This is a genomic window from Streptomyces peucetius, assembly GCF_025854275.1.
Classification (GTDB): Bacteria; Actinomycetota; Actinomycetes; order Streptomycetales; family Streptomycetaceae; genus Streptomyces; species Streptomyces peucetius_A.
In genome coordinates this window covers 3,829,508-3,855,016 of sequence record NZ_CP107567.1, presented here as the reverse complement: position 1 = coordinate 3,855,016, position 25,509 = coordinate 3,829,508, and the positions used below count along the sequence as shown (strand labels likewise).

At 69.8% G+C, this 25,509-nt stretch carries 20 protein-coding genes, 1 tRNA gene, 1 other RNA gene and 4 pseudogenes; 22 read left to right on the top strand and 4 right to left on the bottom strand.

What is annotated here, in order from left to right:
* Positions 1-288 precede the first annotated feature (288 nt).
* From OGH68_RS17650 to OGH68_RS17640, 3 genes and pseudogenes are all read right to left on the bottom strand, one after another.
* Positions 289-552 (bottom strand): annotated as a pseudogene (locus tag OGH68_RS17650) (ATP-binding protein); the annotation flags it as partial.
* Complete coding sequence (locus OGH68_RS17645; RefSeq protein WP_264250136.1) at positions 512-1,231, bottom strand: helicase-associated domain-containing protein; 720 nt, start codon at positions 1,229-1,231, stop codon at positions 512-514. The gene OGH68_RS17645 and the pseudogene OGH68_RS17650, both read right to left, overlap by 41 nt.
* A 1,424-nt stretch (positions 1,232-2,655) precedes the next feature.
* Positions 2,656-2,886: pseudogene (locus tag OGH68_RS17640) on the bottom strand (transposase); the annotation flags it as partial.
* A gap of 41 nt (positions 2,887-2,927) precedes the next feature.
* Here OGH68_RS17640 and OGH68_RS36455 point away from each other — a divergent pair.
* The 17 genes and pseudogenes from OGH68_RS36455 to OGH68_RS17565 all read left to right on the top strand — a co-directional run.
* Positions 2,928-3,092 (top strand): annotated as a pseudogene (locus OGH68_RS36455) (transposase); the annotation flags it as partial.
* The gene (locus tag OGH68_RS36450; RefSeq protein WP_413471114.1) at positions 3,065-3,463 is read left to right on the top strand and encodes an IS3 family transposase; all 399 of its coding nucleotides are present in this window, start codon (positions 3,065-3,067) and stop codon (positions 3,461-3,463) included. The pseudogene OGH68_RS36455 and the gene OGH68_RS36450, both read left to right, overlap by 28 nt.
* A complete protein-coding gene (locus OGH68_RS36445; protein WP_413470996.1) occupies positions 3,372-4,046 on the top strand; it encodes a DDE-type integrase/transposase/recombinase in 675 nt (224 codons plus the stop codon). The genes OGH68_RS36450 and OGH68_RS36445 overlap by 92 nt, the downstream gene beginning before the upstream one ends.
* Positions 4,047-4,303: 257 nt before the next feature.
* Positions 4,304-5,278, top strand: coding sequence for an ABC transporter ATP-binding protein (locus OGH68_RS17630; RefSeq protein WP_264245121.1), 975 nt, complete (start codon positions 4,304-4,306; stop codon positions 5,276-5,278).
* Between the two features lie 41 nt (positions 5,279-5,319).
* Positions 5,320-6,075 (top strand): ABC transporter permease, encoded by a 756-nt coding sequence (locus OGH68_RS17625; RefSeq protein ID WP_264250134.1) that lies wholly within the window; start codon positions 5,320-5,322, stop codon positions 6,073-6,075.
* 69 nt (positions 6,076-6,144) lie between these two features.
* A complete protein-coding gene (locus OGH68_RS17620) occupies positions 6,145-7,374 on the top strand; it encodes a sensor histidine kinase (protein WP_264245120.1) in 1,230 nt (409 codons plus the stop codon).
* On the top strand, positions 7,371-7,991 hold the full coding sequence (locus OGH68_RS17615) for a response regulator transcription factor (protein WP_264245118.1): 621 nt from the start codon (positions 7,371-7,373) through the stop codon (positions 7,989-7,991). Before OGH68_RS17620 ends, OGH68_RS17615 begins: the two co-directional genes overlap by 4 nt.
* Before the next feature lie 146 nt (positions 7,992-8,137).
* A complete protein-coding gene (locus OGH68_RS17610) occupies positions 8,138-8,695 on the top strand; it encodes an XRE family transcriptional regulator (RefSeq protein ID WP_264250133.1) in 558 nt (185 codons plus the stop codon).
* Positions 8,688-9,332 carry a hypothetical protein gene (locus tag OGH68_RS17605; protein WP_264245116.1) on the top strand — a complete coding sequence of 215 codons (645 nt, stop codon included), beginning with the start codon at positions 8,688-8,690 and terminating at the stop codon, positions 9,330-9,332. Before OGH68_RS17610 ends, OGH68_RS17605 begins: the two co-directional genes overlap by 8 nt.
* Complete coding sequence (gene lxmK / locus OGH68_RS17600) at positions 9,329-10,420, top strand: class V lanthionine synthetase subunit LxmK (RefSeq protein WP_264245114.1); 1,092 nt, start codon at positions 9,329-9,331, stop codon at positions 10,418-10,420. Before OGH68_RS17605 ends, lxmK begins: the two co-directional genes overlap by 4 nt.
* Entirely contained in the window at positions 10,417-11,442 is a 1,026-nt protein-coding gene (locus OGH68_RS17595; protein WP_264245113.1) for a T3SS effector HopA1 family protein, read from the top strand. The genes lxmK and OGH68_RS17595 overlap by 4 nt, the downstream gene beginning before the upstream one ends.
* A gap of 178 nt (positions 11,443-11,620) precedes the next feature.
* A complete protein-coding gene (locus tag OGH68_RS17590; RefSeq protein WP_264245111.1) occupies positions 11,621-11,764 on the top strand; it encodes a hypothetical protein in 144 nt (47 codons plus the stop codon).
* 130 nt (positions 11,765-11,894) lie between these two features.
* On the top strand, positions 11,895-12,833 hold the full coding sequence (locus OGH68_RS17585) for an LLM class flavin-dependent oxidoreductase (protein ID WP_264245109.1): 939 nt from the start codon (positions 11,895-11,897) through the stop codon (positions 12,831-12,833).
* Entirely contained in the window at positions 12,830-13,450 is a 621-nt protein-coding gene (locus OGH68_RS17580; RefSeq protein WP_264245108.1) for a flavoprotein, read from the top strand. Before OGH68_RS17585 ends, OGH68_RS17580 begins: the two co-directional genes overlap by 4 nt.
* Complete coding sequence (locus OGH68_RS17575) at positions 13,447-14,421, top strand: aminoglycoside phosphotransferase family protein (protein WP_264245107.1); 975 nt, start codon at positions 13,447-13,449, stop codon at positions 14,419-14,421. Before OGH68_RS17580 ends, OGH68_RS17575 begins: the two co-directional genes overlap by 4 nt.
* Positions 14,418-16,607 (top strand): prolyl oligopeptidase family serine peptidase, encoded by a 2,190-nt coding sequence (locus OGH68_RS17570; RefSeq protein WP_264245106.1) that lies wholly within the window; start codon positions 14,418-14,420, stop codon positions 16,605-16,607. The genes OGH68_RS17575 and OGH68_RS17570 overlap by 4 nt, the downstream gene beginning before the upstream one ends.
* 118 nt (positions 16,608-16,725) lie before the next feature.
* A pseudogene (locus OGH68_RS17565) lies at positions 16,726-17,705 on the top strand (tyrosine-type recombinase/integrase); the annotation flags it as partial.
* A gap of 65 nt (positions 17,706-17,770) precedes the next feature.
* Here OGH68_RS17565 and OGH68_RS17560 read toward each other — a convergent pair.
* Positions 17,771-17,858: transfer RNA gene (locus OGH68_RS17560), tRNA-Ser, on the bottom strand.
* Positions 17,859-17,977: 119 nt separating this feature from the next.
* On the opposite strand from OGH68_RS17560, the gene ffs reads away from it, so the two are divergent.
* The 5 genes from ffs to OGH68_RS17535 all read left to right on the top strand — a co-directional run bounded on the left by ffs (position 17,978) and on the right by OGH68_RS17535 (position 25,501).
* Positions 17,978-18,076: signal recognition particle sRNA small type (gene ffs / locus OGH68_RS17555), an RNA gene on the top strand.
* Between the two features lie 54 nt (positions 18,077-18,130).
* On the top strand, positions 18,131-20,452 hold the full coding sequence (locus tag OGH68_RS17550; RefSeq protein WP_264245104.1) for a DNA polymerase III subunit gamma and tau: 2,322 nt from the start codon (positions 18,131-18,133) through the stop codon (positions 20,450-20,452).
* A 60-nt stretch (positions 20,453-20,512) separates the two neighbouring features.
* Positions 20,513-21,763: a phosphoribosylamine--glycine ligase gene (purD, locus tag OGH68_RS17545; protein WP_264245102.1), complete on the top strand. Its 1,251-nt coding sequence runs from the start codon at positions 20,513-20,515 to the stop codon at positions 21,761-21,763.
* Between the two features lie 362 nt (positions 21,764-22,125).
* Positions 22,126-23,781: a hypothetical protein gene (locus OGH68_RS17540; protein WP_264245100.1), complete on the top strand. Its 1,656-nt coding sequence runs from the start codon at positions 22,126-22,128 to the stop codon at positions 23,779-23,781.
* A 259-nt stretch (positions 23,782-24,040) separates the two neighbouring features.
* Positions 24,041-25,501 (top strand): N,N-dimethylformamidase beta subunit family domain-containing protein, encoded by a 1,461-nt coding sequence (locus OGH68_RS17535; RefSeq protein WP_264245099.1) that lies wholly within the window; start codon positions 24,041-24,043, stop codon positions 25,499-25,501.
* The last annotated feature ends 8 nt before the right edge of the window (positions 25,502-25,509 follow it).

Sequence of the window (25,509 nt, the reverse complement as noted above, 5' to 3'; positions counted from 1 at the left end):
ACGGGCCGTGCTGCGAGCCGGAGCGACCTGACGTTCTCACCACCCCGTAGGGCGACTGCGACGGCCGGTGCCTTTCCGGCCCGGCCCGGCCGGACGCCGGAACGTCGAAGGGCCCCACCGCAAGCGGTGGGGCCCTTCGACATCGTGCCCGGTGAGGCACCGGCGGAGGATACGAACGGGCCCGGGGAGGGCCGTACCCATCCTGACCTGCGGTGGAGCGGTCTGGCTTCCTCCGCCCGGGCAGCTGCGGACGGAGGCGAACGCAACCAGAACCGCAAGCGCTGGAACTCAGGTCCTGCGCCAGGCACTGATCAGTTGCTCGGGGCCGTACGCCGCCTGAAGACCGGAACAACTGATCCCATTGCGGGAGACCGCCACGAGCGGTACGGGCTCGTCGGTGATCGCGGCCCGGTGCTTCTGCAGCGCGGCCAGATCGTGGCTGTCGAACGCGGAATTCTCCAGCCACTTGACCGAGCCGAGGAAGAGCAACCGCTCGGCCACAGGCTGCCTGTCAGCGCCCACCAGGTCGATTCCCACGTCGTTGCTGCGGGAGACGGGCGGCCAGGGCGTTCGGGTCGACGGTCGTCGGTGTCGCCGCGGCGTGGCGGACCGCCTTGCGGCGGTCGGCGTCTGTGCTGGCTTGTCGGGGGGTCGGCACGGGGGCGGGGGCCCTCTGCGGTCGTTTCTTCCCGATGTGTACGGTTCCGTCGGCGGTCTCGGCGACGGGGGCGTAGCCCTCGGCACGGAGCGCGGCGAGAGTCGCCCCGAGCGGGCTGCGGCTGATCAGCACCGTGGGTGCGAGCTGCCGCAGGCCGAGTTCGGTGAGCTTGCGGTGGGCGGCGAGCTCGGTGAGGAGCGCCGGCTCCTCACCGTGGATGACACAGGCGGCGGGAGCCACGCGCACGCGGCCGTGACCGCGGGCGGTGTCGGCGATGAGATAGGACAGGGGCTGGGGCAGCGGCCGGGAGGCGACGGCGGCCAGGTCGGCGGTGAGGTCGTCCGGTGAGTGTCCCGCGTCCAGGGCTCGGCGGACGCTGCCGGTACTGAACCGCCACACCGAGGCCGTGCCGCTGGTCTCGCGGTGGGCGACGGAATCCAGCAGCGCTGCGAGTGGCGCCGACGGGGGGCCAGTGACGACGGCGGTGAGGTCCGCGCCGATTCGTGCTGTCCGGGTGGCCGTGGGCAGGAGCCGTCGGCACACGGCGGCCAGTCCCGCCGCGTCGTCTTCCATCAGAGCGGTACCGAGGGGAGACAGCGCGTCACGAGCGAGTACGCCGAGCAGCTCAGCCTCGCGGATCAGGGTGGCGAACGGTGCCACGTCCTGGGGCGACGAGTCGGCGAGCGGGCGATACCAGGCCACCAGCGGCCCCAGGTCTGAGGCGATGGCGACGCCGTGCCCCGCCGGAAGCTGCGCCGCCGCGTGGAGCAGCCCGTGCCGGGCCTGCAGGCAACCGCTGCAGGGAGGTGCTCCCGCGAGGGCGGGGAGCGCCTTGTTGTCCTCGTCACGGGCCTGGGTGGGAGTGAGCGCCAGGCGGTGCCATGCCTGGAGCAGTACGGCGAGCCGTTCGGCGGGTTCCTGTTCCGCCCAGGCGTCGTATTCGCCGGTGGGGGCCACGCGGTCGCTGTCCCGGCCCAGCAGGCCGGCGGCGTTCGCGGTCTCCAGAGTGAGGCGTACCACGGCGTCGTCGGTCTGGGCGGCCTTGCCGATCCGGGTCAGTTCGCGGGCGCCGATACCGCCGGACTTGAGCCTGGCCGGCGGAGACGCGGAACAAGCGGAGAGGACGGACGCGGCGTGGGCGGCGAACGCCGTGGCTGCGGCTGCGGCCTCCCGCTCCACCTCGGCGGAGTCGGTGGCCACCAACTGCACGGGAGGCGGAAGGGGTCGAACGGAGCGTGCCAGTCCGGCCCGCGCAGTGCCAGCGCGACTTCGACAGGCATGCGTCCGGTGCCGTACCGGTGCCGGTCCACGATCAGGAGTCCCCGGTCGAGTGCCCATCGCGCGCCGGGTTCGAGGTCGGGGCCGGGTGACCCGAACATGATGAACTGCCGCTGCCCTGCCGTGGCCTCCGCTCGGTGGGTAAGCAGCTTCTGTGTGATCGCGGGCGCCCGTGCCACCACTTTGGCGACGGTTTCCGGGTCGCTGTGGTGTTCCACCAGGGCCGCCAGTCGCTGCTGTTTGGTGCCGGGTGGCTTGATCTCGAGGGCCACCAGAATGGCGCGCAACTCGTCCGAGGTCGCGCCTGCCAGCACCGAAGCCGCTCCGGCGCCGAGCTCAAGCATGGTGCCTTCGCCGGGGTCGTGGGTGCAGAACCGAAGGGGTTCCTCCCTGCAGGCGTCGCCATCTCTCGGGCGGTGTCGCTCTCAAGTGCGCTGAAATACTCGTAATTGAGGCGATATATACGTAACCCGAGATGCGACCACAGCATGCCGAAGAACCGGACCGCGAGAAGCGGTCCGGTTCCTCGTTTCGCCTGGTCAGGCGACTGCGGTGGATCCGAGATTCGAACCCGTGAGTGGTTGCCCCCAACACACTTTCCAAATGTTCGTCTGGGGGTTCGGCAATGCTCGCGGGCGTTCTGACCTGCGACGGAGCGGTTCGCCGGACAGGCGGTGGACGGCGCCGGACGGGGGTGAATGCAACCAAAACTGCAACTGGTCGTCGATCACCCACACCTCAGGATCTACGACCGGAACCGTCTTGACGGCCACCGCGCGCAGCACCGCCACGTGGTCCCACGGCGACTGATTCACGAACTGCTGCAGAGTTTGCATGTCACCGTCCGGCAGCCGCTCGGCCATCGGCTGGATCGACTTCCTGCGACCGTCCAGCATCAATCCCCGCAGGTAGCAGTCGCCCTTCTGAAGCTTCTTCTTGATGTTGGACACCTGGAGACTGGGACGTGAGGTTCCAGAGGAAGTAGTGCCAGGTGGGAAGCAAGAGCAACCGCAGCAGGCGGTACACGGAGGAGTTCAAGCGCGACGCGGTCGCGCTGGTCCGGTCCTCCGGCAGGACCGTCACTGAGGTGGCCCGGGAGATCGGAGTCAGCGCCGAGGGGCTGCGGAACTGGGTCAAGCAGGACCAGGTCGACCGCGGGCAGGGGGCGCCGGGCGAGCTGACGCCCAGGAGATCACCGCCGTGCACATCGCCTCCCGGTGCACCTACGGGGTGCCGCGTATCCATGCCGAGTTGCGCAGGCTGGACCGGCGGGTCAACCGCAAGCGAGTGGAGCGGATCATGCGTGAGCGCGACATCACCGGCGTCACCCGGCGCAAGCGCCGGTCCCTGACCCGCCCCGCGAAAAAGGCGGCACCTGCCGCGGACCTGATCGGACGCGACTTCACGGCCGGCGCCCCGGGCCGGAAACTGGTCGGTGACGTACATCCCCACCGACGAGGGCTGGCTGTATCTGGCGACCTGGCTGGACCTGGCGACCCGCGAGATCGTCGGCTACTCGATGGCTGACCACCACCGTGCCTCCCTGGTGGTCGACGCACTGACGATGGCCGCCGGCCGCGGCGACCTCCAGCCCGGCTGCATCGTGCACTCGGACCGCGGAGCGGAGTACACCGCTGACGAACTCCGCCGGGAAGTACGCCGGCTCGGGCTACGGCAGAGCATGGGCCGAACCGGCTCGTGCTACGACAATGCCGCCGCCGAGAGCTTCTTCGCGCTGCTGAAAGCGGAGATCGGCACCCGCCACTGGCCCGACCGGACCGCTGCCGCGCGGAGATCTTCGCCTTCATCGAGATCGAGACCTTCTACAACCGCAGACGACTGCGGAAGCATCCGGCCTGGGGGTACCTCACCCCGCTGGAGATCCGACAGCGACACGAGCAAGAACACACCCTCGCAGCGTAAGCAACGAGTGTCCAGCATCACGGGAAAGTTCATTCGCCCGCTGATCCCGGCGCGGCACCGACACGAACACCTCAGCCACGAACGCCGCCAACTCACCACGGAGTTCCTCGATCTCCCCCAGCTCCATCAGGACAGCATGCCCAACCCCACAGCCCGAGATCAAATCAACCTAACGAAGTACTACTAGAGGTCTGGCTGTTATCCCAGCTCAGAGGGCATTCATGGCGAGTGGTGGCGTCGGAGCAGTGAGCTGCTTGAACCGCCCGCTGCCGGTTCGACTGGGCGGGCAACCTGGGCGGTGCCGTCGACCTCGATCGTGGTCACAACGGTTTGCCGTGCAACATGCCAGGCGTGACAAATGCCATGGCTCCCCTGTGGGGCTGTCATGAAGATCGATGACACACGGCACTGCCGGTGCACGTCTCGCGACAGAAGACTGGCCGCATGACAGCTCGTGCTCCAGAACAACAAACCGATGAGGTCGTGATTGATGCCCAGGAATTGCGCAGGAGATACGGGACTCGCGGGCGTACGGAGCACGAAGCGGTACGGGGAGTGAGCCTCCAGGTGCGCAGGGGGGAACTCTTCGCTCTGTTGGGAACCAACGGAGCCGGCAAGACATCGACTGTCGAGCTGTTGGAGGGGCTGGCACTTCCGCACGGCGGGCAGGTGCGAGTCCTTGGGCATGACCCCTATCGGCAGCGGGCACAGGTGCGCCCCCGGACCGGGATGATGTTGCAGTCCGGTGGATTCCCCGGTGATTTGACGGTCGCGGAGGTCGCGCGATTCTGGGCCAGTTGCACCCAGGGGGCGCAACCTGTGGCGGAGGTACTGGAAAAAGTCCGGCTTGCGCATCGTCGGAACGTGCGGGTCAAGCAACTGTCCGGTGGGGAAAGCCGGCGGCTGGATCTGGGGTTGGCGTTGATCGGACGCCCCGATGTGCTGTTCCTGGACGAGCCGACCACAGGGATGGATCCAGAAGGACGCCGCGACACATGGCAGCTCGTGCGAGATCTGCGAGACGAGGGGACAACGGTGCTGCTGACGACGCACTACCTGGAGGAAGCCGCGGAACTCGCCGACCGGCTGGCCATTATGAAGGAAGGGCGGGTGGTCGCGGAGGGGACGTCCGCGGAATTGGTGGCCGCGCATCCTTCGCGGATCTGTTTCGAGCTTCCGGACGGTCAGTCACCGGAGTCGGTCCCGGCACTGCCCGGAGCCGGGCAGCCGGTGGCTCGGGGAAGGCATGTGACGATCGAGACCGGCAGTCTGCAGGCGACGCTCACCCGGCTGCTCGCGTGGGCGGCCGAGACAGGCGTCGCGTTGGAACGGTTGGACGCACGCTCGGCGTCGCTCGAGGAGGCCTTTCTGGCGGTGGCAGAAGGGCGCAGTGACGCTCCGGTCGGGAGCGTGGCGTGATGGTGCGTACCCAGTCCGCGCTGGCTGGACGGGGCGGCAGGATGGTGGCCTTGGGGCGAGCCGAAATGATGATGCTGGTCCGGAACAGGACGGCTCTCACCTCCGCGCTCGCACTGCCGCTCGGCTCGCTGTGGCTCATGCATTCCGTCACGCCGTCGTCGTTCAGTACCACGAACGGAGACAAGCTCGAGGCCGCACCGGTGCTTGCGACGGGCACGATCGGCATGGTCCTGCTCTTCGTCGTCTACTCCACTCTGGTCAGCGCCTATGTGGCCCGCCGTGAGGGACTGGTCCTCAAGCGGTTGCGTACAGGGCAGCTCGCGGACGGCGAGGTCCTGGCCGGGACGGCGCTGCCCGCGGTGGTGGTGGCACTCGTACAGTGCGCGATCGTGATCGGTGTCGGCATGACGGTTCTGCATGTGCGAGCACCTGCCGATCCGCTGTTGCTGGCAGTCGGAGTGCTTCTGGGAACGGTGCTGGTGGCGGCCCTGGCCGCCCTGTCGTCCGCGCTGACCCGCACGGTGGAGATGGCGCAGCTGACCACGATGCCGCTGCTGTTGGCCTCCGTCGCTGGTTCCGGTTTGGTCATGCCCCTCGCCGCCATGCCCGAGAGGCTTGCCGATATCTGCCGCTTGCTGCCGCTCACCCCGGTCATGGAGACCGTACGGATCGGGTGGCTCGGTGCGGATGACGGTACGTGGAACGCGGGGCTGCCTCATCTCGGAGGTGCCGTGCTCTGGACGGCCATCGCCGTCTGGGCCGCGGCGCGGTTGTTCCGCTGGGACCCCAGAAAATGATCAATATGGTTCGGCTGCGAATGCTTGAATGGGGGGCAAGGACTTCCTTGGCGGGGGGAGGGGAACCGCGTGCCTCCGGTTCTGCGCGAGCACCACAGAGGTCAAGAGCGGATCGAGCTGTACACGCACCTCTCGTTGTACTTGCTTGTGTTGCTGGAACCAATCCTGCTGATCATCTGGCTGGTGTCCGCGCCGCCGATGGCCAACGGCCGATCGTTGACCTGGCCGCTGACGGCTCTGGGACTGTTGCAGACCGTGGCGTGCGTGGAGCTGCTGCGCGCCGGACTGGCCCCTCCTGCGCCTCACGGTTCACGGCATCGGTTGAGGGTCGCGTTCGCTGCGGCATCGAGTCTTGCGGCAATGGTGGTACCGCTCGCGCTGTACCCTCGGCCCCCGCTACTCGACGCGGACGCGGTCGAGTTGATGGCCGGCGGTGCACTGACGTTCCTGGCCGGACCGTTGGTCATGGCCTGGCCACTGAGCGCGGCTCTGGCGCTGCTGACCGGGCTCGCGGCTTGCGGTGCACTGGCAGCCGGTGCACTGGACACACCGGGTGGGGTGATCGCCGAAGCAGGCGTGGTGGGCCTTGTCGCGGGTGTGGCGTTCTGCTGTGCTCACTGGTTCTCCGGCTGGACGCTCGGCGTGGTGCGTGAGTTGAGACGTACCCGTGAAGTTCAGGCCCGACTGGCGGTGGCCGAAGAGAGGCTGAGGTTCGCACGGGACTTGCACGACGTACTGGGGCGCAATCTGACGGTCATGGCGTTGAAGAGCGAACTGGCAGTGGCACTGAACCAGCAGGGTCAAGCCGGGCAGGCCGCGGCTCAGATGGCGGATGTACAGCGCATCGCCCAGGAGTCCCAGGACGAGGTACGAGCGGTTGTCCGGGGCTATCGCACGGCGGATCTGCTGACGGAGATCGAAGGCGCCCGATCGGTACTGCGAGCGGCAGGCGTCAACTGCCGCGTCGAGGGCCGGGCAGAGCTCGAGGACGAGCGACAGTCGGCATTGGCCTGGGCGGTCCGTGAAGGGACGACCAACGTGTTGCGGCACAGCGAGGCGCGGTGGTGCGCCATCACGCTGTCCGTTCAGGACAACAGGACCGTCGTCCTGACCATCGAGAACGACGGAGTCGACCGAGGGTGCACACCGAAGGGGGGCGGCGGGATTGTCGGCCTTACCGAGCGCCTGGCCGCATTGGGCGGCACTGTGGAGGCAGGTCCCAGGAGCGATGGACGATTCGCCCTGTGCGTCCGTCTTCCCCTGGAGCCTTCCCAGGCACTGGAGACGATGCCGTCGTGACCGATGAAAGACGGATCCGGGTCCTGCTCGCCGACGACGAGCAGCTCATCACAGGCGCTCTGGCAGCCCTGCTCGGGCTCACCGGGGATCTGACCGTGGTGGCCCAGGCATCTACGGGCACAGAGGCCCTGGCCATGGCGCGAGCGCTCCAACCTGATGTCGCGGTCCTGGATTTGCAGATGCCAGGGCTCGACGGCCTCGCCGTCGCCGAGGAGCTCCGTGACGAACTGCAGCACTGCCGAACAATGATCATCACCAGCCATGGACGGCCGGGGTACTTGAAGCGGGCCCTGGAGATCGGTGTCCGCGGGTTCCTGCCCAAGACGGTGTCGGCTCATGATCTGGCGGACATCATCCGGACGGTCCACGCCGGCAAGCGTTACATCTCATCAGAGCTGGCAGCAGAGGCCATCAGCGCAGGGGACAGCCCGCTCACCCCACGCGAAGGCGACTTGTTGGCCCTTGCGGCGGACGGCTCCTCGATCGCGGAGATCGCCGAGCGTGTCGGGCTGTCGGCGGGAACCGTCCGCAACCACATGTCGTCAGCCGTGAGCAAGCTCGGGGCGGAGAACCGTCACGCCGCGGCACGTATGGCGCGCGAGCACGGCTGGATCTGAGAGCGATCACCGCTTTCACGACCAAAGATCAGCCTCTTTTACGAGTGCTACCGGCAGGGCTTGTGACAAACACGAGCGAGGCTGGCCTGATGTGTGCTCGTGGAGCTGAGATGGCAACGCGAAAAGGAAACGGGGAATTGACCGAGATGGGACGCCCAGAGACGCATATAGATCCTTCCGAGGGACCACTGCAGAGCTTCGCGTACGAGCTCAGAGCGCTCCGAAGCTCGGTGGGCAACCCTTCGTATCGCGAACTGGCGAGCCGCGCCAACTATTCGGGGACGACTCTGTCGGAGGCAGCCCGGGGGCTCAGCCTCCCCAGCCTGGAGGTGACGCTGGCCTACGTCGGGGCGTGCGAGGGCGATGTCGTCTTCTGGAGGAGGTACTGGAAGGAAACCGATGCCGCCTTACGCGCTTCCGAGACTTCTGGCCTCCGTACCTCGGGAGTTCTTCCTGAACCGGTCGCTGCGCATACGAACATGCCCCACCCCCTCGACTCGCCAAAGGCCACCTCTCACGGAATACGCAACCCGGATCATCTGAAGGTGATCCTGCCTGCCCTCGCGGGATTCGCGGGAGCCACCGGAATGGCCGGCGTGGCCGGACTGGTCGGCAGCAAGCCGAAAGCAGCAGCACTCACCTTTGTGGCCGGGGCCTGCATAGCGTCCGGTTTCTGGCTCGGAAGGAGCCTGAGAAATGCATGACCACACCGGTCCTGAGTCCGTCGAAGCGGGATCGGCGCCCCGCCGGTCCTGGAAACAATGGACGGGCGCCATGCTGCGCGATTTGGGGGACTGGTCGGCTCGCAGACCCATGACCCTGCCCGAGGGACGGCTGCCGATCCCCCATTCTTCGGACGTACGGATGATCGTCTGGGCCTTCGCCGGGACCGACCTGGTCACCGGGTTCGTCATCGACGCGATGCTTCCGCCGGCCGGTCGGGCGATCCATCTCCTGTGGATGGTGTTCTCCCTCGTTCTCTCGCTGGGCTTCTGCGCGATGACCGCCCGCTCACCTCACCTGCTGGACAGCAGGAACCTGCGCCTACGCACCGGACCATTCCGTGAGTTGACGATTCCGGTTGAGGCGCTCGGGTCTGTACGCGTCGCGCACGGTTCCACCCACGGGTACGGACTGCGCAGGGTCCAGGGCGAGGACGGCGCAGTGGCCTGCACCGTCGGCAGTGCGACCAGCTTTGTCATCGACCTCGAAGAGCCGCTGCTGCTGCGGCTGCGAAAAGGCGAACCGGTGCTGGCAAGGCGGATCTATGCCGCCGCCGACCAACCGGGAGAGGCGGCCCGCTTGATCAGCCGCTCGGTCGCCGGGAGGGCGAAACCGTGACGGACGGGACCACGGACACCCTCAATGAGTACTCCGAAGTGCAGGACCTTCTGACCCGCACGGGGTTCGGGTCTCTGGCCGGGCAGGCAAACGTCAGGAAGTTACCCGGCCGTAACCACAACTGGATCGGCACCACCGGCACCGGGGAGCGCGTTTTCGTCAAGAGACTCGAGGGGCCGGCCGAAGCATCGGCCGCGCGGATCCGACAGTGCGTCACTTTCGACCGGATACTGAGAAGTGGCGCGTCTGCCGAGTTGCTCTCTCCTCGGCTTCTCGCCGCCGATACCGAAGCACGCGTGCTGGTCTTCGCCTGCGTGGACGAAGCGAGGTCCGCGGCACAGGCGGTGCGCGAGGACCGGCTCACGTCCGACCTGGCGTATTCCCTGGGGCACACGGTCGGGCTACTGCACAACCTCCCGGTTGAAGAGATCGTGCACGACGAAGGAGCCAGCCCTCTCCTTCCTTCCGAGGAACTACTCGAAGCCCTCCCCATCTCCCTCTTCGAGACCTCGTCCGCAGCAGAACTGCAGGCGTGGAGCCTTCTGCAGAACGATGTCACTTTGGGGCAGGCTCTGCGCCGACTCCTGGACCGGGAACGGCTCGCGGATCGGGTTGCCGCGCACTGTGATCTGCGGCTCGACCAGTTCCTGATCGCTGACGGTGCGGTGTACCTCACCGACTTCGAGGAGTTCCAGGCCGGCGACGCGGCTCGCGACCTCGGAGGCGTGGTCGGAGATCTGCTGCATCGCGCTTTGCTGGATGCGGCCACGAGTGACGGGGCAGCGCCGGAGCCTCCGTCCCATGCACGCATGCTGGCCCAGCTGACGGACGGAATCGGGAGCGTCCGCCCACGGATCACCGCTTTCTGGAACGGCTACCGCGATACCCGGCCGACCGGTGACAGCCACTTGGCCGAGCGGGTTGCTGCTTTCGCCGGCTGGCATCTGCTCGACCGATTGCTGGCCGGCGCGCGCACGGCGCCTCGTCTTGCCGCCCTCCCTCGTGCGATGGCAGGCATCGGGAGGAAGGCTCTGCTCACTCCGGGGGCCTTTCTTGTCACCCTCGGACTGACGGAGGCCCCAGCATGAAGGAGACAACCCCGGACGTCCTGTCCACTCGGCTCGAAGCGGTGCTGTCCGAAGTACACGTTCGGCCCGACTGCCTGTCCGCGACCGTGCGGGGAAGGACGGTGACCGCCGACTCCCCGCGAGCTCTCACGGGTCAGCTCGCCACCGCCCTGTACGCAGTGGCCCACGTCGGTCGGCCGGCGACGGAGCCGGCAACGGCACACAACCTGTCCGGCGCCCGCGATCTGGAAGCAGGGCTTGCCCGGGGCGTCCCCCATGAGCGCACCCGCCATCGAGGGTCCGTCCTGAACGACCGAGGAGATGGGGGGCTGGTCGTCGGCCTCTCGGGGATACGTGTCCGTGTTCCCCGTGAGCGGGTCACCGTCCCTCGGGCACGCGTCGCCGGCGCCACTCACGCAGAGGGGCGAGGAGCGCACGAAGAAGAGGCGGACGTACTCGTCGCTGCGGCCCGCCCGTCGCTCTCCCCGGGATTTTTCCTGGTTGACGGCTCACTGCCGTTGACCCGTCAGGATGCGATCCTCCGGGTGTACCTGCATGTCGAAACACCCGGCGCCGCTCTCGACGCCTGGGGCAGGGCGCTGCGGTGCCTGGAGGATCTCGGTGTTCCCTATCGCGCCAAGGCTGCCTCGTCCGCCCACGCCCTGCCCCGGCGCGACGGCGTCGTGGTCTACCTGGAGAGCGGGGACCAACACGTACTGCCGGGCCTGGTGGAAGCGTTGGAGGGGGCCGCCCTGGGCGCCGACACCTCCCCCCTCACCCGGCCTCTCGCTCCTGGCGTCGCCGTGGCCTGGGAGCCGGACGACTCGAGGCCGGGCATGCGCAACACCAGCTTCGGAGAGCACAGGTCGCGGGTGCTTGCCGTAGGTCTGATCCGGTACGTCACCGAACATGCCACCGAAGCCGACGGCCCGCACCCGAACCGGTCGGCGGTTGTAGGCCAGGCTCTGCTGGAGGCCGGCATCGACCCTCTGGATCCGGCGCGCAATCTTTCCTCTCCGCCCTTTTTTGCCGCCGAGTTTTGATGTGCGCTGCGGGGGTTTGATGTCCGGTGGCCCGCCGAACAACCTTTCAACGAGAGGATCTTGCCCAGCCCTTTCGAGTCGAACTAGCTTTCTGGAGGTCGCAGGGAAGACGCCGGTGAATTCGGATCCTTTCCCTTGTGGCTTGGTTACGTACCTTCAACGATTAAGGGAGAAGGATATGAACGACATTGAGCTGGCCGCCGGTTTCGACACCTACGCGGACGTCAACGAGATGGCGGACGAGGTCACCCCGGACGAGGCCCCCTCGCCGCAGACCATCGTTTCGCTGAGCGTCGTTGCCAGCATCAAGTGGGGCTGCTGACACACGCCCGCAGCAGTGCTGTTTCCGTGCGGTCGGCGGCTGTGCCGCCGGCCGCACGGCTGTCCAGCCCGGAAAACCAGGAACCAGGGGGCGGCACCGAGAAATGAGCACGTCGATTCTCCTTCCTTTCATGCCGGTATCCGGTGAACAACTGCTGCCGTTCGCGGACATCGTTCGGAAAGGAGACGTCGAGCGGCTGTGGACCGGTCAGTCGCTCCTGATCGAGCCGCATTCCGCGCTCGCCCACGCAGCCGGTGCCGGTGCCCGGATACCCATGGGCACCAGCGTGACCCTCATGCCACTGCGCCACCCCTTCCAGACTGCTCTCCAGGCGCGCTCCCTCGCGGCCTTGACCGGACAGCCGTTCGTCACAGGGCTCGGCACCGGGCCGGAGCCGTTCGTCCGGTCACTGCGCGGGCAGGGCTACGAGAGTCCGCTCACCGCGGTGCGCGAGTACGCCACCATCGTCCGTGATCTCCTGGCAGGAGAGGTCGTCGACCTCGTCGGCGAGTACCACGCGATGGGTGGAGCCCTCGTGGCCATGGACACCCCGCGCGTCGAACTGGGCCTGGGGGTGCTCAGGCCCCGGATGGCCGAGCTGGCCGGAGAGCTCGCGGACGTCGCCATCACCTGGCTCGCGCCCCCGAGCTACCTAGCGGAGGTGATCGTCCCCGCGCTGGCCAGGGGAGCGGATCGCGCGGATCGTCCCCGCCCGCGCGTGGCCGCCGTCGTCCACGTCTCGCTCGATGCCCCGGGCCGCGACCACGAGCGGATCGTGCTCGCCGCCTCGAAGGCCCACCTCCAGGCCCCGCACTACGCCGACATGCTCCGCCGCGCCGGAATCGAGGTCGACCCGCAGGATCTGCCGAAGACCTCGGCCCGGCTCCTCGACAGCGGTACGGCGGCGGTGGGCGGCGCCGACGACATCCTCCGCGCAGTCGTGGCGTACCGGGAGGCCGGGGCCGACGAGGTGGTGCTCAGCGCGATCGGCATCCAAACCGTCGACGGGACACGCGCCTCGCTGGACGCGCTCGGCACCATCACCGCAGCACGGAGGAGCGTGCGATGACCCACGGCGACCACTCGGCACTGTCCGACCTCACCTTCCGCCGCCTGCTCCTGGTGGGAACGGGAGCGCTCGGGGTCTCCTCGCTCCCGGGCTGGCTCGGCTGGCTGTGCGAGAGCTACCCCCACATCGAGACGAGAGTGGCGCTCACCCGTCAGGCCACCACTTTCGTCGCGCCCGCTGCGCTCACCGCGATCGGGGGCAAGCCCCTGTTCCACGACGCATGGCCCACGGAACCGCAGGTGACTGCCCCGCATGTGGAACTCGCCGACTGGCCCGAGGCGGTGGCCGTCTTCCCTGCCACCTTCCACTTCGTCAGCCGGCTGGCCCTCGGGCTCGGCGACACCCCCGTGATGCTGGCGCTCCAGTGCACCACCGCGCCGATCGGCCTGTCCCCGGCCCTCCCGCCGGGCGGATACCAGAGCCACGCCTTCCGCTCCCACCTGGCCGCACTGCGCGCACGCCCCCAAGTGGCCGTGGCAGAGCCCGAGCTGGGGCGCAGCGTGACCACGGGACGCGTCGAGCGGTCCACCGCCGCCCCGCTGCCGACCCTCCTCAACCTCATCGAGAAGCGCCACAGGGAGCTTGTGGCCGCGCGGGGCGAAGGCGAGGAAGGATGACCGCCGGAACCGTCGTGGCCGAGTACGGCAGCGGGCTCGTACGCACCAAGGTGCTGGCCGGTGCGCAAGGCGGCCGCTTCACCTGGATTCGTACTCCCGGGGCGGCTCGATCCGGATCGCTGCGGCAACCGCCTCGCGCGCTCCTGGCCGCCTTGACGGCTCTGGAACACGACCCGGCCACCGATCGCGGCCCCGGCGTCCAGTGTGTCCTGCCGCGCGCGTACGGCAGCGAAGGGGGACTGCGCTATCCGCTGCCCGGACGCAGATCCCTGGCCGAGCTGCTGCTGCCCGGCGATCCCTCGAGCGCGCCGAACGACACGTTGAGCACGCAGGACGTGCTGTACGGCTTCGGCTGCCTGCTCCGAGCGCTCCATGCGGCACCGCTGCCGACGGCGGGCGAGGCCGACGCGTACGCGCTGCCGGGCGCATGGCGCAGACTGCGCTCCTGGGCCGACTCGCCGGCAGCCGGCCGTGCCGCACAACTGCACCGCTGTCTGCGGGAGTTGCTCGGCACCTCCCGCTCGCGCCGTGTCGAAGGGTGGTTGAGCGAGCTGCCGCAGGCCGTGCCGCGCACGCTGGTCCACGGTGCTCCCGGTCTCGGACTGCTGGTGCCCGCCGAAGTCCGCGACACCCCCCATGGGCTGATCACCGGTGAGGACGTCGGTGTCGCCCCCTGGCAGTGGGACGTCGGCTGGGTCCTCGCCGAGCTTCGGGAACTCCGCTTCTTCTCGGCCCGGCTGCATCGCCCCGAGACCGACTGGGAGCGGCTGGAGCAGTCCTTCCTCAGCGGCTACGGGCGGCCCTGCGATCCCTTGGTCCACCGCTCCACCGTGCTGCGCTCGCTCTTGCACCTCCATGACTTCTCCGTCTTCGTCACCTGGGACGAAACGGAGGTCCGCCGGTATGCGGCCCTGGTCGCGGACACCATGGAAGCCGCGGACCTCATGGACGAACAGGAAGGCGTTCAATGATCCGCCTACGACATCCGGCGGCGCGCCGCCAGGATGTGGTGGACCACCTCTTCGAGCACCGAATCGCCGACCCGTACCGGTGGCTGGAACAGGGCGACAGCGCAGAGACCCTGGCGTGGCTGGCCGCGCAGGACGCGCTGCGCCACGCCGCCCTCGACGACCTGCCGGGGCGCGACTGGCTGCGCGGCCGGATGGAAGGACTGCTGTCCCTCGGCGTGACCGGTCCTCCGGTGTGGCGGGGGGCGCGACGGTTCTTCATGCGGCGCTGCCCGGGACAGGAGCACGCCGTCCTGCACGTCGTGGACCCGGACGGCACCGAACGAGTCCTCCTCGACCCCATGGCCCTCGACCCGACCGGACGCACCACGTTGGACACCTGGCACCCCGACCGGGAAGGCCGTCGGCTCGTCTACCAGGTTTCGACCGGGGGAGACGACGGCAGCCTGCTGTACGTCCTGGACGTCGGCTCAGGCGCCCTGCTCGACGGCCCCATCTCCCGTTGTCGGCAGTCCCCGATCGCCTGGCTGCCCGGCGGCGACTGCTTCTACTACGTACGACGCCTGCCCGCCCACGCGGTGCCACCTGGTGAGGAGCGCTACCACCGGCGTGTCCACCTGCATCGCGTGGGCACGGCCCCCGACACGGATGACCGGCTCGTCTTCGGGCACGACGGTCCCAAGACGGCTTCGTACACGGCCGGTGTCAGCGCGGACGGCCGCTGGCTCACCGTGACGCGCGCCGTCGGTGCGGTACGCCGCAATGACATATGGATCGCGGACATCACGAAGCACGGTCACGAGGCGCCGGCGTTCGTACCGGTGCAGACAGGCATCGACGCTCACACGAACGCGGTCGTCGGCCGGCACGGAACCCTGTACCTGCACACCGACCATGACGCGCCCCGCGGACGACTTGCGGCCGTCGACCTCGAAGAACTCGATGCCTTGGGCGCGCCGCCGCCCGAAACGTGGAAGGAACTCCTCCCCGAGGACCCGCAGGCCCGACTGGACCACTTCACTCTCCTGGACGGCCCGGGCCTGGACCGAGCGCTGCTCCTGGTCGTCCGGAGCCGCCACGCTGTCAGCGAGATCACCGTGCACGACCTGGAGACCGGGACACAGCTGGAGACCATCCCGACGCCAGGGCTGGGAACGGTGGGGGAGATCCGAGGCACAGGCCACGAGGTGTGGTTCACGTACACCGACCCGTTCACTCCCGTGACCGTCTTCCGCTGGGACGCCACAGACCGCACGACGACTGTATGGGCGACCCCGCCGGGACACGGGCCCGAACCGGCCCACCGGGCCGTCGGCACGATGCGACAGATCACGTGCGCGTCAGCGGACGGCACACCCGTACGGATCACTGTCCTCGCACCGCACGGCGAGGAGACACACGGCAGAACTCGACGACCGCGCCCGGCCATCCTCTACGGCTACGGCGGGTTCGGCCTGTCCTACACCCCCGTGTACAACCCTGAGGTCGTCGCCTGGGTCGAGGCCGGCGGTGTCTATGCGGTCGCTCACGTACGAGGCGGCGGGGAGGAAGGGGCCGACTGGCACCATTCGGGTACCCGGGCCTGCAAGCAGAAGTCCGTCGACGACTTCCACGCAGTCGCTGAGGCCCTCTGCCAACAGGGCTGGACCACCCCGTCCCAGCTTGTGATCAGCGGTGAGTCGAATGGCGGTCTGCTGGTCGGCGCCGCGCTGACCCAGCGCCCTGACCTCTACCGAGCGGTCGTGTGCGCGGCACCGGTCCTGGACATGATGCGCTACGAATACTCCGGTCTCGGCGCGTCCTGGACCGCGGAATACGGCTCCGCGACAGTGCGCGAGGAACTGGCCTGGCTCCTCGGCTACTCCCCCTACCACCACGTCAGCGACGGAACTGACTACCCGGCGGTCCTCCTGACGGTTTCCGAGGGGGACGCCGTGGTGGACCCTCTGCATGCGCGCAAAATGTGCGCGGGACTTCAGCATGCCGTCGGTCCCTCGCCGGCCGAGGACGGAAGGGGACTGACCCTCCTGCGTGTCGAGTCCGGCGTCGGCCACGGTGCACGCGCCATGACTCGCATCATCGAGCTTTCGGTGGACCAGCTGTCCTTCGCGGCCTGGCAGTCGGGACTGGTCCTGCCGGGCGGGTCGACGGGTCGGCTGTCCCGGGCACTGGCTGGCGGCGAAGGGTAGATTCACCGCTGATCGCTGTGTCCACGCCAGGAGAGCGCTGCGTCACGCCGTGCAGAATGTCGCAAACACCGGAAATAAATGAGACCGTGACACGCCGAGGACCCCAGCCGCCAAGCGGTACGAGGCCGCCGTTCGCGTGCACCTCGTGCCCGGGGTCGGCAAGCACTGCCTTGACCGTTTGCAGCCCGAGCACCTGGCAAGCCTGTACCGCCGTATGCAGGCGAACGGGCAGCGTAAGGCCGGAACGGCTCACCAGGCTCACCGGACCGCCGGAACCGCACTGGGGGAGGTACGGCGCGGCCACGCGGCGAAGAACGCTGCCGCGTTGGCGAAGCCACCATGGATGGAAGAGGACGAATCAGAGGTTGAGCCCTACTCCGTTGAAGAGGTTCAGTGCCTACTGCTCGAAGCCAACAAGCGCCGGAACAGCGCCCGTTGGATGCTGGCGCTGGCGCTCGGTCTGCGGCAGGGTGAGACGTTGGGACTGCGCTGGTCTGACGTCGACCTGGGCAACGAGTACCCGAAGCTGCGGCGGAACCGTCTGCGCCCCAGGTACGAGCACGGGTGTCCGGAAGCCTCACCGTGCGGCCGGAAGGCGGGATACTGCCCGCACAAGGTGCAGGTCCGGCGTGAGACCAAGAACACCAAGTCCCGGGCGGGCCGACGTGCCGTGCCCCTGCCGGGTCCGCTGGTCGCCATGCTCCGTGCACACGCCGAGACGCAGGAGCGCGAGCACAAGGCGGCCGGCGACCTTTGGACCGCGTCGGACTACGTGTTCACCAAGCCGCTGGGTGGCCCCTTGAGCCCGAACACGGACTACCACGACTGGAAGCGTCTGCTGGAAGACGCGAGGGCTCGGGACGGTCGGCTGCACGACGCCCGACACGCGGCCGCCACTGTGCTCATGCTGCTCGGTGTCCCGGCCCGGGTCATTGATCAGATCATGGGGCGGGAGCCGGGCACTTCCGCAAGCATGCTGGCGCGGTACCTCCACGTGCCGGACGCCATGCTCAAGGACATCGCCCGGAAGATCGCCGATGCGATCTGGGGGACCCGGAAACACCCGCTGTGGACAAAAACCAGGACAACCAGGGCTGAGGACAACGTCGAAGGGCCCCGCTGCAAGCAGCGGGGCCCTTCGACGTTAGTGCCCGGTGAGGCACTGGCGGAGGATACGAGATTCGAACTCGTGAGGGGTTGCCCCCAACACGCTTTCCAAGCGTGCGCCCTAGGCCACTAGGCGAATCCTCCGCCGCAAACAATACAAGACGTTGAGGAGTGCTCGCGAACCCCTTCGCGATCTCTCTCCGGGGAAGCCGGTCCGACTGCCCCGGGTGGCCCGACCACCCCCGCGCATCGGGTAACCTGGCCTCAGCCCCTCACGTGGCGCTATCTGACTGAACTCCCCCAGGGCCGGAAGGCAGCAAGGGTAGGTCGGCTCTGGCGGGTGCGTGAGGGGCGCTTGCGTTACCCGGGGTCCGGGGCGGCTCCGGTTGTCGGTGGGCCCCGATAACCTCGTAGGTGTGTCGTCCCTTGCGCTGTACCGCCGCTACCGCCCCGAGTCGTTCGCAGAGGTCATCGGTCAGGAGCATGTCACTGACCCGCTTCAGCAGGCCCTGCGGAACAACCGGGTCAATCACGCGTACCTGTTCAGCGGGCCGCGCGGCTGCGGCAAGACGACCAGCGCCCGCATCCTCGCGCGCTGCCTGAACTGCGAGCAGGGGCCGACTCCGACACCCTGCGGGGAGTGCGTGTCCTGCCGTGACCTGGCGCGCAACGGGCCGGGATCGATCGATGTCATCGAGATCGACGCCGCTTCGCACGGTGGCGTGGACGACGCCCGTGAGCTGCGCGAGAAGGCGTTCTTCGGCCCGGCGAGCAGTCGTTACAAGATCTACATCATCGACGAGGCCCACATGGTCACCTCCGCGGGGTTCAACGCCCTGCTGAAGGTGGTCGAGGAGCCGCCGGAGCATCTGAAGTTCATCTTCGCGACCACCGAGCCCGAGAAGGTCATCGGGACGATCCGGTCGAGGACGCACCACTATCCGTTCCGCCTGGTTCCCCCCGGCACCCTGCGGGAGTACCTGGGCGCCGTGTGCGGCCAGGAGGGCATTCCCGTCGAGGACGGGGTCCTGCCGCTGGTCGTGCGGGCGGGCGCGGGCTCCGTGCGTGACTCCATGTCCGTCATGGACCAGCTGCTCGCCGGCGCCGCCGACGACGGTGTGACATATGCCATGGCGACGGCTCTTCTCGGTTACACGGACACGTCGCTCCTCGACTCCGTCGTGGACGCCTTCGCGGCGGGCGACGGGGCCGCGGCCTTCGAGGTCGTCGACCGTGTCATCGAAGGCGGGAACGATCCGCGCCGGTTCGTCGCCGATCTGCTGGAGCGGCTGCGCGACCTGGTGATCCTCGCCGCTGTGCCGGACGCCGCCACGAAGGGGCTGATCGACGCCCCGGCCGACGTGGTCGAGCGGATGCAGGCGCAGGCCTCGGTCTTCGGCGCCGCCGAGCTCAGCAGGGCCGCCGATCTGGTCAACACAGGTCTGACCGAGATGCGTGGAGCCACTTCGCCGCGGCTCCAGCTGGAGCTCATCTGCGCCCGGGTGCTGCTGCCCGCGGCGTTCGACGACGAGCGGTCGGTGCAGGCCAGGCTGGACCGTCTGGAGCGCGGGGCGTCGTTCTCGCCCAGCGGGCAGGGACCCGCCATGGGGTACGTGCCGGGGCCGGACGCCCAGGCGCATGTGCCGGTGCCCCCGGGTGGCGGCCCGGCCGCCGCCCGTGCCGCGGTGCGTGGCGACGCGGGGCCGCCGGCCGGCCCCGCTCAGCCCCCTGCCGTCCCGGCGCCCGCTCCCGCGGCAGCGCCCCCGCCCGCCGCGCAGCCGCAACCGCAGCCCGCGCAACAGCAGCCCTCACCGCCTCAGCCGCAGGCCGAGCAGCCACAGCCCCGGCAGAGCCAGCCGCCTGCCGGCCCTCGGCCCGGCGCCTGGCCCGGTACCACCGGGCCTTCCGCGGCCGCCGAGCCGGCTCGTCGGCCCGGTGGCTGGCCCACGGCCTCCGCGCCGGGCCAGGGCACCCCGCCGCCCGCCGCTGCTGCGCCGGCCCCTGCCCCGGCCGCGCCCGCCCCGGCGGCTCCGGCTCCCGGCGCGGGGCCCGGCCCGGGCATGGCGCAGGGAGCCGGCCAGGTACGGAACATGTGGCCGGAGATCCTGGAGGCAGTGAAGAACCGCCGCCGCTTCACCTGGATCCTGCTCAGCCAGAACGCGCAGGTGGCGGGCTTCGACGGGACGACTCTCCAGCTCGGCTTCATCAACGCCGGTGCCCGGGACACGTTCTCGAGCAGCGGCAGCGAGGACGTCCTGAAGCAGGCGCTCGCCGAGCAGTTCAACGTGCAGTGGAAGGTCGAGGCGATCATCGACCCGTCCGGAGGTTCCGGCGGACCCGGTGGCACCGCCCCGGCCCCCTCGTCGGGTCCCGGCAGTTACGGGAACCAGCCCGGCCCCGGCCAGGGTGGTTACGGCGCCCAAAGCACCCAGGGCGGCTACGGCCAGAGCCGGCCGCAGTCCGCCGCCCCGGCGCCCGCTCCCGCGGCCCCGCCGGCACCGCGCCCCGCCCAGCCCGCGGCCCAGCCGTCCCACCAGGCTGCCTCCGCCCCGGGCCCCGCCGCTCCCGCACCGGAGCCGCCCCGGCCGCCGGAGGCGTACACGCCGCCCCCGGTCTCCCTCGAGGACGACGTGCCGGAGGCCGACGACCCGGACCTCGTCGACTCCGCGCTGTCCGGCCACGACCTGATCGTGCGCGAGCTCGGCGCCACGGTCGTGGAGGAATATACGAACGAGTAGCGGGCCCCTCCTCGGAGGCCCGTACGAGGCTCCGGCGGGTCGGCGGTTAGGCTGGCTGCCGTGAAGGTCCTCGTCATCGGCGGCGGCGCCCGCGAACACGCCCTGTGCCGCTCTCTGTCCCTCGATCCCGACGTCACCGCTCTGCACTGCGCGCCCGGAAACGCCGGCATCGCGGAGGTCGCCGAACTCCACCCGGTCGACCAGCTGGACGGTGCCGCCGTGGCGGAGCTGGCCACCGCGATCGGTGCGGGGCTCGTCGTGGTCGGCCCCGAGGCGCCGCTGGTCGCCGGTGTGGCCGACGCCGTGCGCAGGGCGGGCATCCCCTGCTTCGGCCCCTCGGCGGAGGCCGCGCAGCTGGAGGGCTCCAAGGCCTTCGCCAAGGACGTGATGGCGGCCGCCGGCGTTCCCACGGCCCGCGCCTACGTCTGCACCACCGCCGAGGAGATCGACGAGGCGCTGGACGCCTTCGGCGCCCCTTATGTCGTCAAGGACGACGGCCTCGCGGCCGGCAAGGGCGTCGTTGTCACGGACGACCCGGTGGCGGCCCGCGAGCACGCTCTGGCCTGCGAACGGGTCGTGATCGAGGAGTTCCTCGACGGGCCCGAGGTGTCCCTGTTCGCCATCACCGACGGTGAGACGGTCCTCCCCCTGCAGCCCGCGCAGGACTTCAAGCGGGCCCTCGACAACGACGAGGGCCCCAACACGGGCGGCATGGGCGCCTACTCGCCGCTGCCGTGGGCCGACCCCAAGCTGGTCGACGAGGTCATGGCGAGCGTGCTGCAGCCGACGGTCGACGAGCTGCGCCGCCGCGGTACGCCGTTCTCCGGACTGCTGTACGCGGGGCTGGCCATCACCTCCCGCGGTGTGCGGGTGATCGAGTTCAACGCCCGCTTCGGCGACCCCGAGACCCAGGTGGTCCTGGCCCGCCTCAAGACCCCGCTGTCGAGCGTCCTGCTCAACGCGGCGAAGGGCACTCTGGACGCCGAACCTCCTCTCAACTGGCGCGACGACGCGGCCGTGACCGTGGTGGTCGCCTCGCACAACTACCCCGGTACGCCGCGCACCGGCGACCCGATCGAGGGCCTGGACGCCGTCGCGGCCGAGGACGCGCCGCACGCGTACGTCCTGCACGCCGGTACGAAGCGCGACGGCGACGCGGTCGTGAGCGCGGGCGGCCGGGTGCTGTCGGTCACGGCGACCGGCAAGGACCTCGTCGAGGCCCGTGAGCGCGCGTACCGCGCCGTGTCCAGGATCCGTCTCGACGGCTCCCAGCACCGCACGGACATCGCCCGCAAGGCCGCGGAGGCCTGACCCCGGCGCCTCGGCGGGAGGATCCCGGGCGCGGGTCCGCCCCCGCCCGGGCGCGCCGGAGCGCTACCCGCCCGCGCGAGGCGTCCGACCCTCCCGCAGCGCCGCCCGAGCAGCCCCAGCAAGCCCCTTTCAGCCGTGGCTCGACGCCCGCCCCGACCTTCCGTCCGGGTGGGCGTTCCTTTGCCCAAAGCCATTCCATCGAGTGACGGCTGCCCCATCCGGATGACGGCCGCGAAAGCCCCAACTAGGGTGCGGCGCAGGCATTCCGGCACTTGGCCCACCGACATTGCGATGTCGGTGGGCGGTGCCACAGTGGGGGAGTGACCAACACCGTCGCAGAGCAGAGGGGGTGAGTTCCGGCCGTGTCCAGTACCGGTATCGGTGAGTCGATGGGCGCCAGGGGCGCGCGTGCCATGGCGCTGGCCGTGCTGCGTGTCCGCAGCAGGGCGGTCGCCGTGGCTCTCCTCCCGGCGGCGGTCGCCGTCGTCCTGTTCGCCGGCGGCGCGGCGGGCCACATGGAGGGCGGCGGCTGGGACATCGCCCGCTGGGTCGTGTCGGTGTGCGCGGTGATCGTGCTGGTGACCGCCGTCGCCGTCACCGCGGTGATCGTGCGGGCGTCCCCTGCGCTCAGCCCGACCGTGGATCTTCCGGAGCGCTCCGCCCCGGACCTCTACCGGCTGGTGCGGGACCTGGCGGAGCGCCTGGAGGTGCCCGCGCCGTCCGCGGTGGCGCTCACGCCCGACTGCGACAGCTGGCTCGAGGACCGGTCGCATCCGGCGCACTCGATATCGGGTGCCCGGCGGCGTACGGGGGAGGCGCCCGTGCTGGTGATCGGGTCGCCGTTCCTGTGGTGGATGCGGGTGGCCGAGCTGCGGGCGGTGCTCGCCCCGGTCGTCGCCGGCACCGGTTCGGCAGCCGATCCCGACATAGCCGCCGCCCGCCGTTACGTACGCGGGCTGGACGCGGCGGTGGCCGATGCCGCCCGTCCCGGCCGGGGCTTCCTCGGCAAGGCGCTGGCCGGCTTCTTCGGCAGAGCGGCGCGGCTGCTGCTGCGTGGCTGCCAGGAGCAGGCCGCGGGTATGGAGCGCTGGGTCGCGGCCGCCGCCTCGGAGCGCGCACAGGCTGTGGACCACGGGCTGCGGATCGTCGCGCAGGAGCAGGTCGGTCTCGCGTACGCGGGCTGGGACCGGCTGCTGACGAGGGTGGCGCTGCCCGCGTGGCGGATGGGGCGCTGGCCGTCGCGGCTGGACGCAGGGGTCGTGTCGGCGCTGACGGAGCTGTCGCGGCGCGACCGTCTGGCGGAGGGCTTCACCTCGCGGCTGGGCGAGCGCCCCGCCTGTGACCTGCTGGAGGAACCGGGCGCTGTCGACGAGGCGGCGTCGCTGCTGGCCGCACGGCTCTTCCACGGTGGTCCCCCGTGGCAGGGACCCGACTGGGCGCCGGTCGACTGGCAGCAGTATCCGGAGGAGGTCGTCGACCGGAAGTGGCGTACGGAGGCGGCTCGTATCCACCGGGTCCTCGACGAGCTGGGCGTCCCGCCGTCGAGGGGGCCGCAGGGGCCGACGCTGGCGCGGGTCATCGACCATCTCTCCGCACGGCCGGGCGCAGAGGCGAGCGACACACTGGCCGCCGTGCTGACCGCCCGGATCGCACGTGAGGAGGCGGCCCTCGACCCCGCCCCGGCCGTGGAGCCCGCGGTGGACGGTTCCGAGGGGGCCCTGGCTCTCTGGGGCGGCGGCGATCCGCTGCCGTTGATGCCGCTCCAGCCGCCCCGCACGGGCCGGGAGCTGCTCGCCGACCATGTCGTCGCGATGGTGTGCTGCACAGCGGTCGACACGGTGGGCGCGGTGCCCGGCCTGGACTGGCTGGACGGCCCGGCACTCCTGGTCGACGGCGAGCGCCTGTCGGACCTGGTACCGCCGGTGCTGAGCCTGGTGGAGGACGGAGACGCGCAGCCGCTGCGGGGCTGGCTCGGTTCCCTCGGTGTGCGCCCGGAAAAACCGGTCCGCCTCGTCTGACGCATGACGGACGGCGGACCGCATGATACGGACGGCGGGCCGGATGACGGACCGGACGGCGGGCGGTCGACGGTCCGCGGCCGGGAGGTCGCTGTCACCGGCACTCAATGCGGAACGATCTCTTCCGCTTGACGTCTCCTTGTCGTCGATTCGCGACGAACGGTGACGAAGTGCGTGCGTAATGTGATGTGCTGGAGACCGGCGCTGAACAGGTCGGCGCAGCACGGTGGTCACAGAGGCACCGAGGGAGGGGGCAGGCATGGGGGCGGACCAGATCAGGCGCTGGGAGTCGGGTGCCCTGGCGCACGCCGTCTCCGACCCCTTCGGGCAGGGCCCGCTGCCCTGGCTGCGCGGCAGCGAGCACTACTTCGACGACACCGGCCAGGTCGTCCCCTGGTACGCCGACCCGACCTTGGCCAGGGGAGGCTCCGGCGGCCCCCGCAGCGCGGACGACGTGCGCCGCCAGATCAAGGGGTTCGCCGGCACCGGCGCCGCCGCCCCCGGCGAGGCGATCGACTTCCACATCACTGTGGACCCGCCGCAGCAGTTCTCCGTCGACATCTACCGCATCGGGCACTACGGAGGAGACGGCGCCGCCAAGATCACCACGAGCCCCCGGCTCTCCGGGATCGTGCAACCTCCCCCGCTCACCGCCGACCGCACGGTCTCCTGCCATCACTGGTGGCTCTCGTGGCGGCTGCAGATCCCGTCCTACTGGTCGATCGGCGCGTACGTCGCCGTACTGACCACGCTCGACGGCTACCGCTCCCACATCCCCTTCACGGTTCGCGACGACCATCCCGCGGACCTTCTTCTGCTGCTGCCGGACATCACCTGGCAGGCCTACAACCTCTACCCCGAGGACGGCCGCACCGGCGCGAGTCTCTACCACGCCTGGGACGAGGAAGGCATGCTGCTCGGCGAGGAGAACGCCGCGATCACGGTCTCGTTCGACCGCCCGTACGCGGGCGCGGGCCTCCCGCTCCATGTGGGCCACGCCTACGACTTCATCCGCTGGGCGGAGCGGTACGGCTACGACCTGGCCTACGCCGAGACCCGCGACCTGCATGCCGGCCGGATCGACCCGGCGCGGTACCGGGGCCTGATCTTCCCCGGCCACGACGAGTACTGGTCGCCCCCCATGCGGCGTGCCACGGAGCTGGCCCGCGACCGGGGGACCTCGCTCGTGTTCCTCTCCGCCAACACCATGTACTGGCAGGTCGAGCTCGGCCCCTCCGCCTCCGGGGTGCCCGACCGGCTGCTGACCTGCCGCAAACGCCGGGGCCCGGGAAAGCACGCCCTGTGGCGTGAGGTGGACCGGCCGGAGCAGCAGTTGCTGGGCATCCAGTACGCGGGCCGCGTGCCGGAACCGTCCCCCTTGGTCGTACGGAACGCGGACCACTGGCTGTGGGAGGCGACGGGGGCGGGGGAGGGCGACGAGCTGCCGGGGCTGGTCGCCGGCGAGGCCGACCGGTACTTCCCTCGCACCGCGCTGCCTGAGCACGAGAGCCGGATCCTGCTGGCCCATTCCCCCTACCGGGACGGCGACGGAGCACGCCGCCACCAGGAGACGTCGCTCTACCGCGCCCCTTCGGGTGCGCTCGTCTTCGCGTCGGGGACGTTCGCCTGGTCTCCGGCCCTGGACCGGCCCGGCCATGTCGACACCCGTATCCAGCGGGCGACCGCCAATCTGCTGGACCGCATCTGCAAGCGGGACTGAGCCGCATT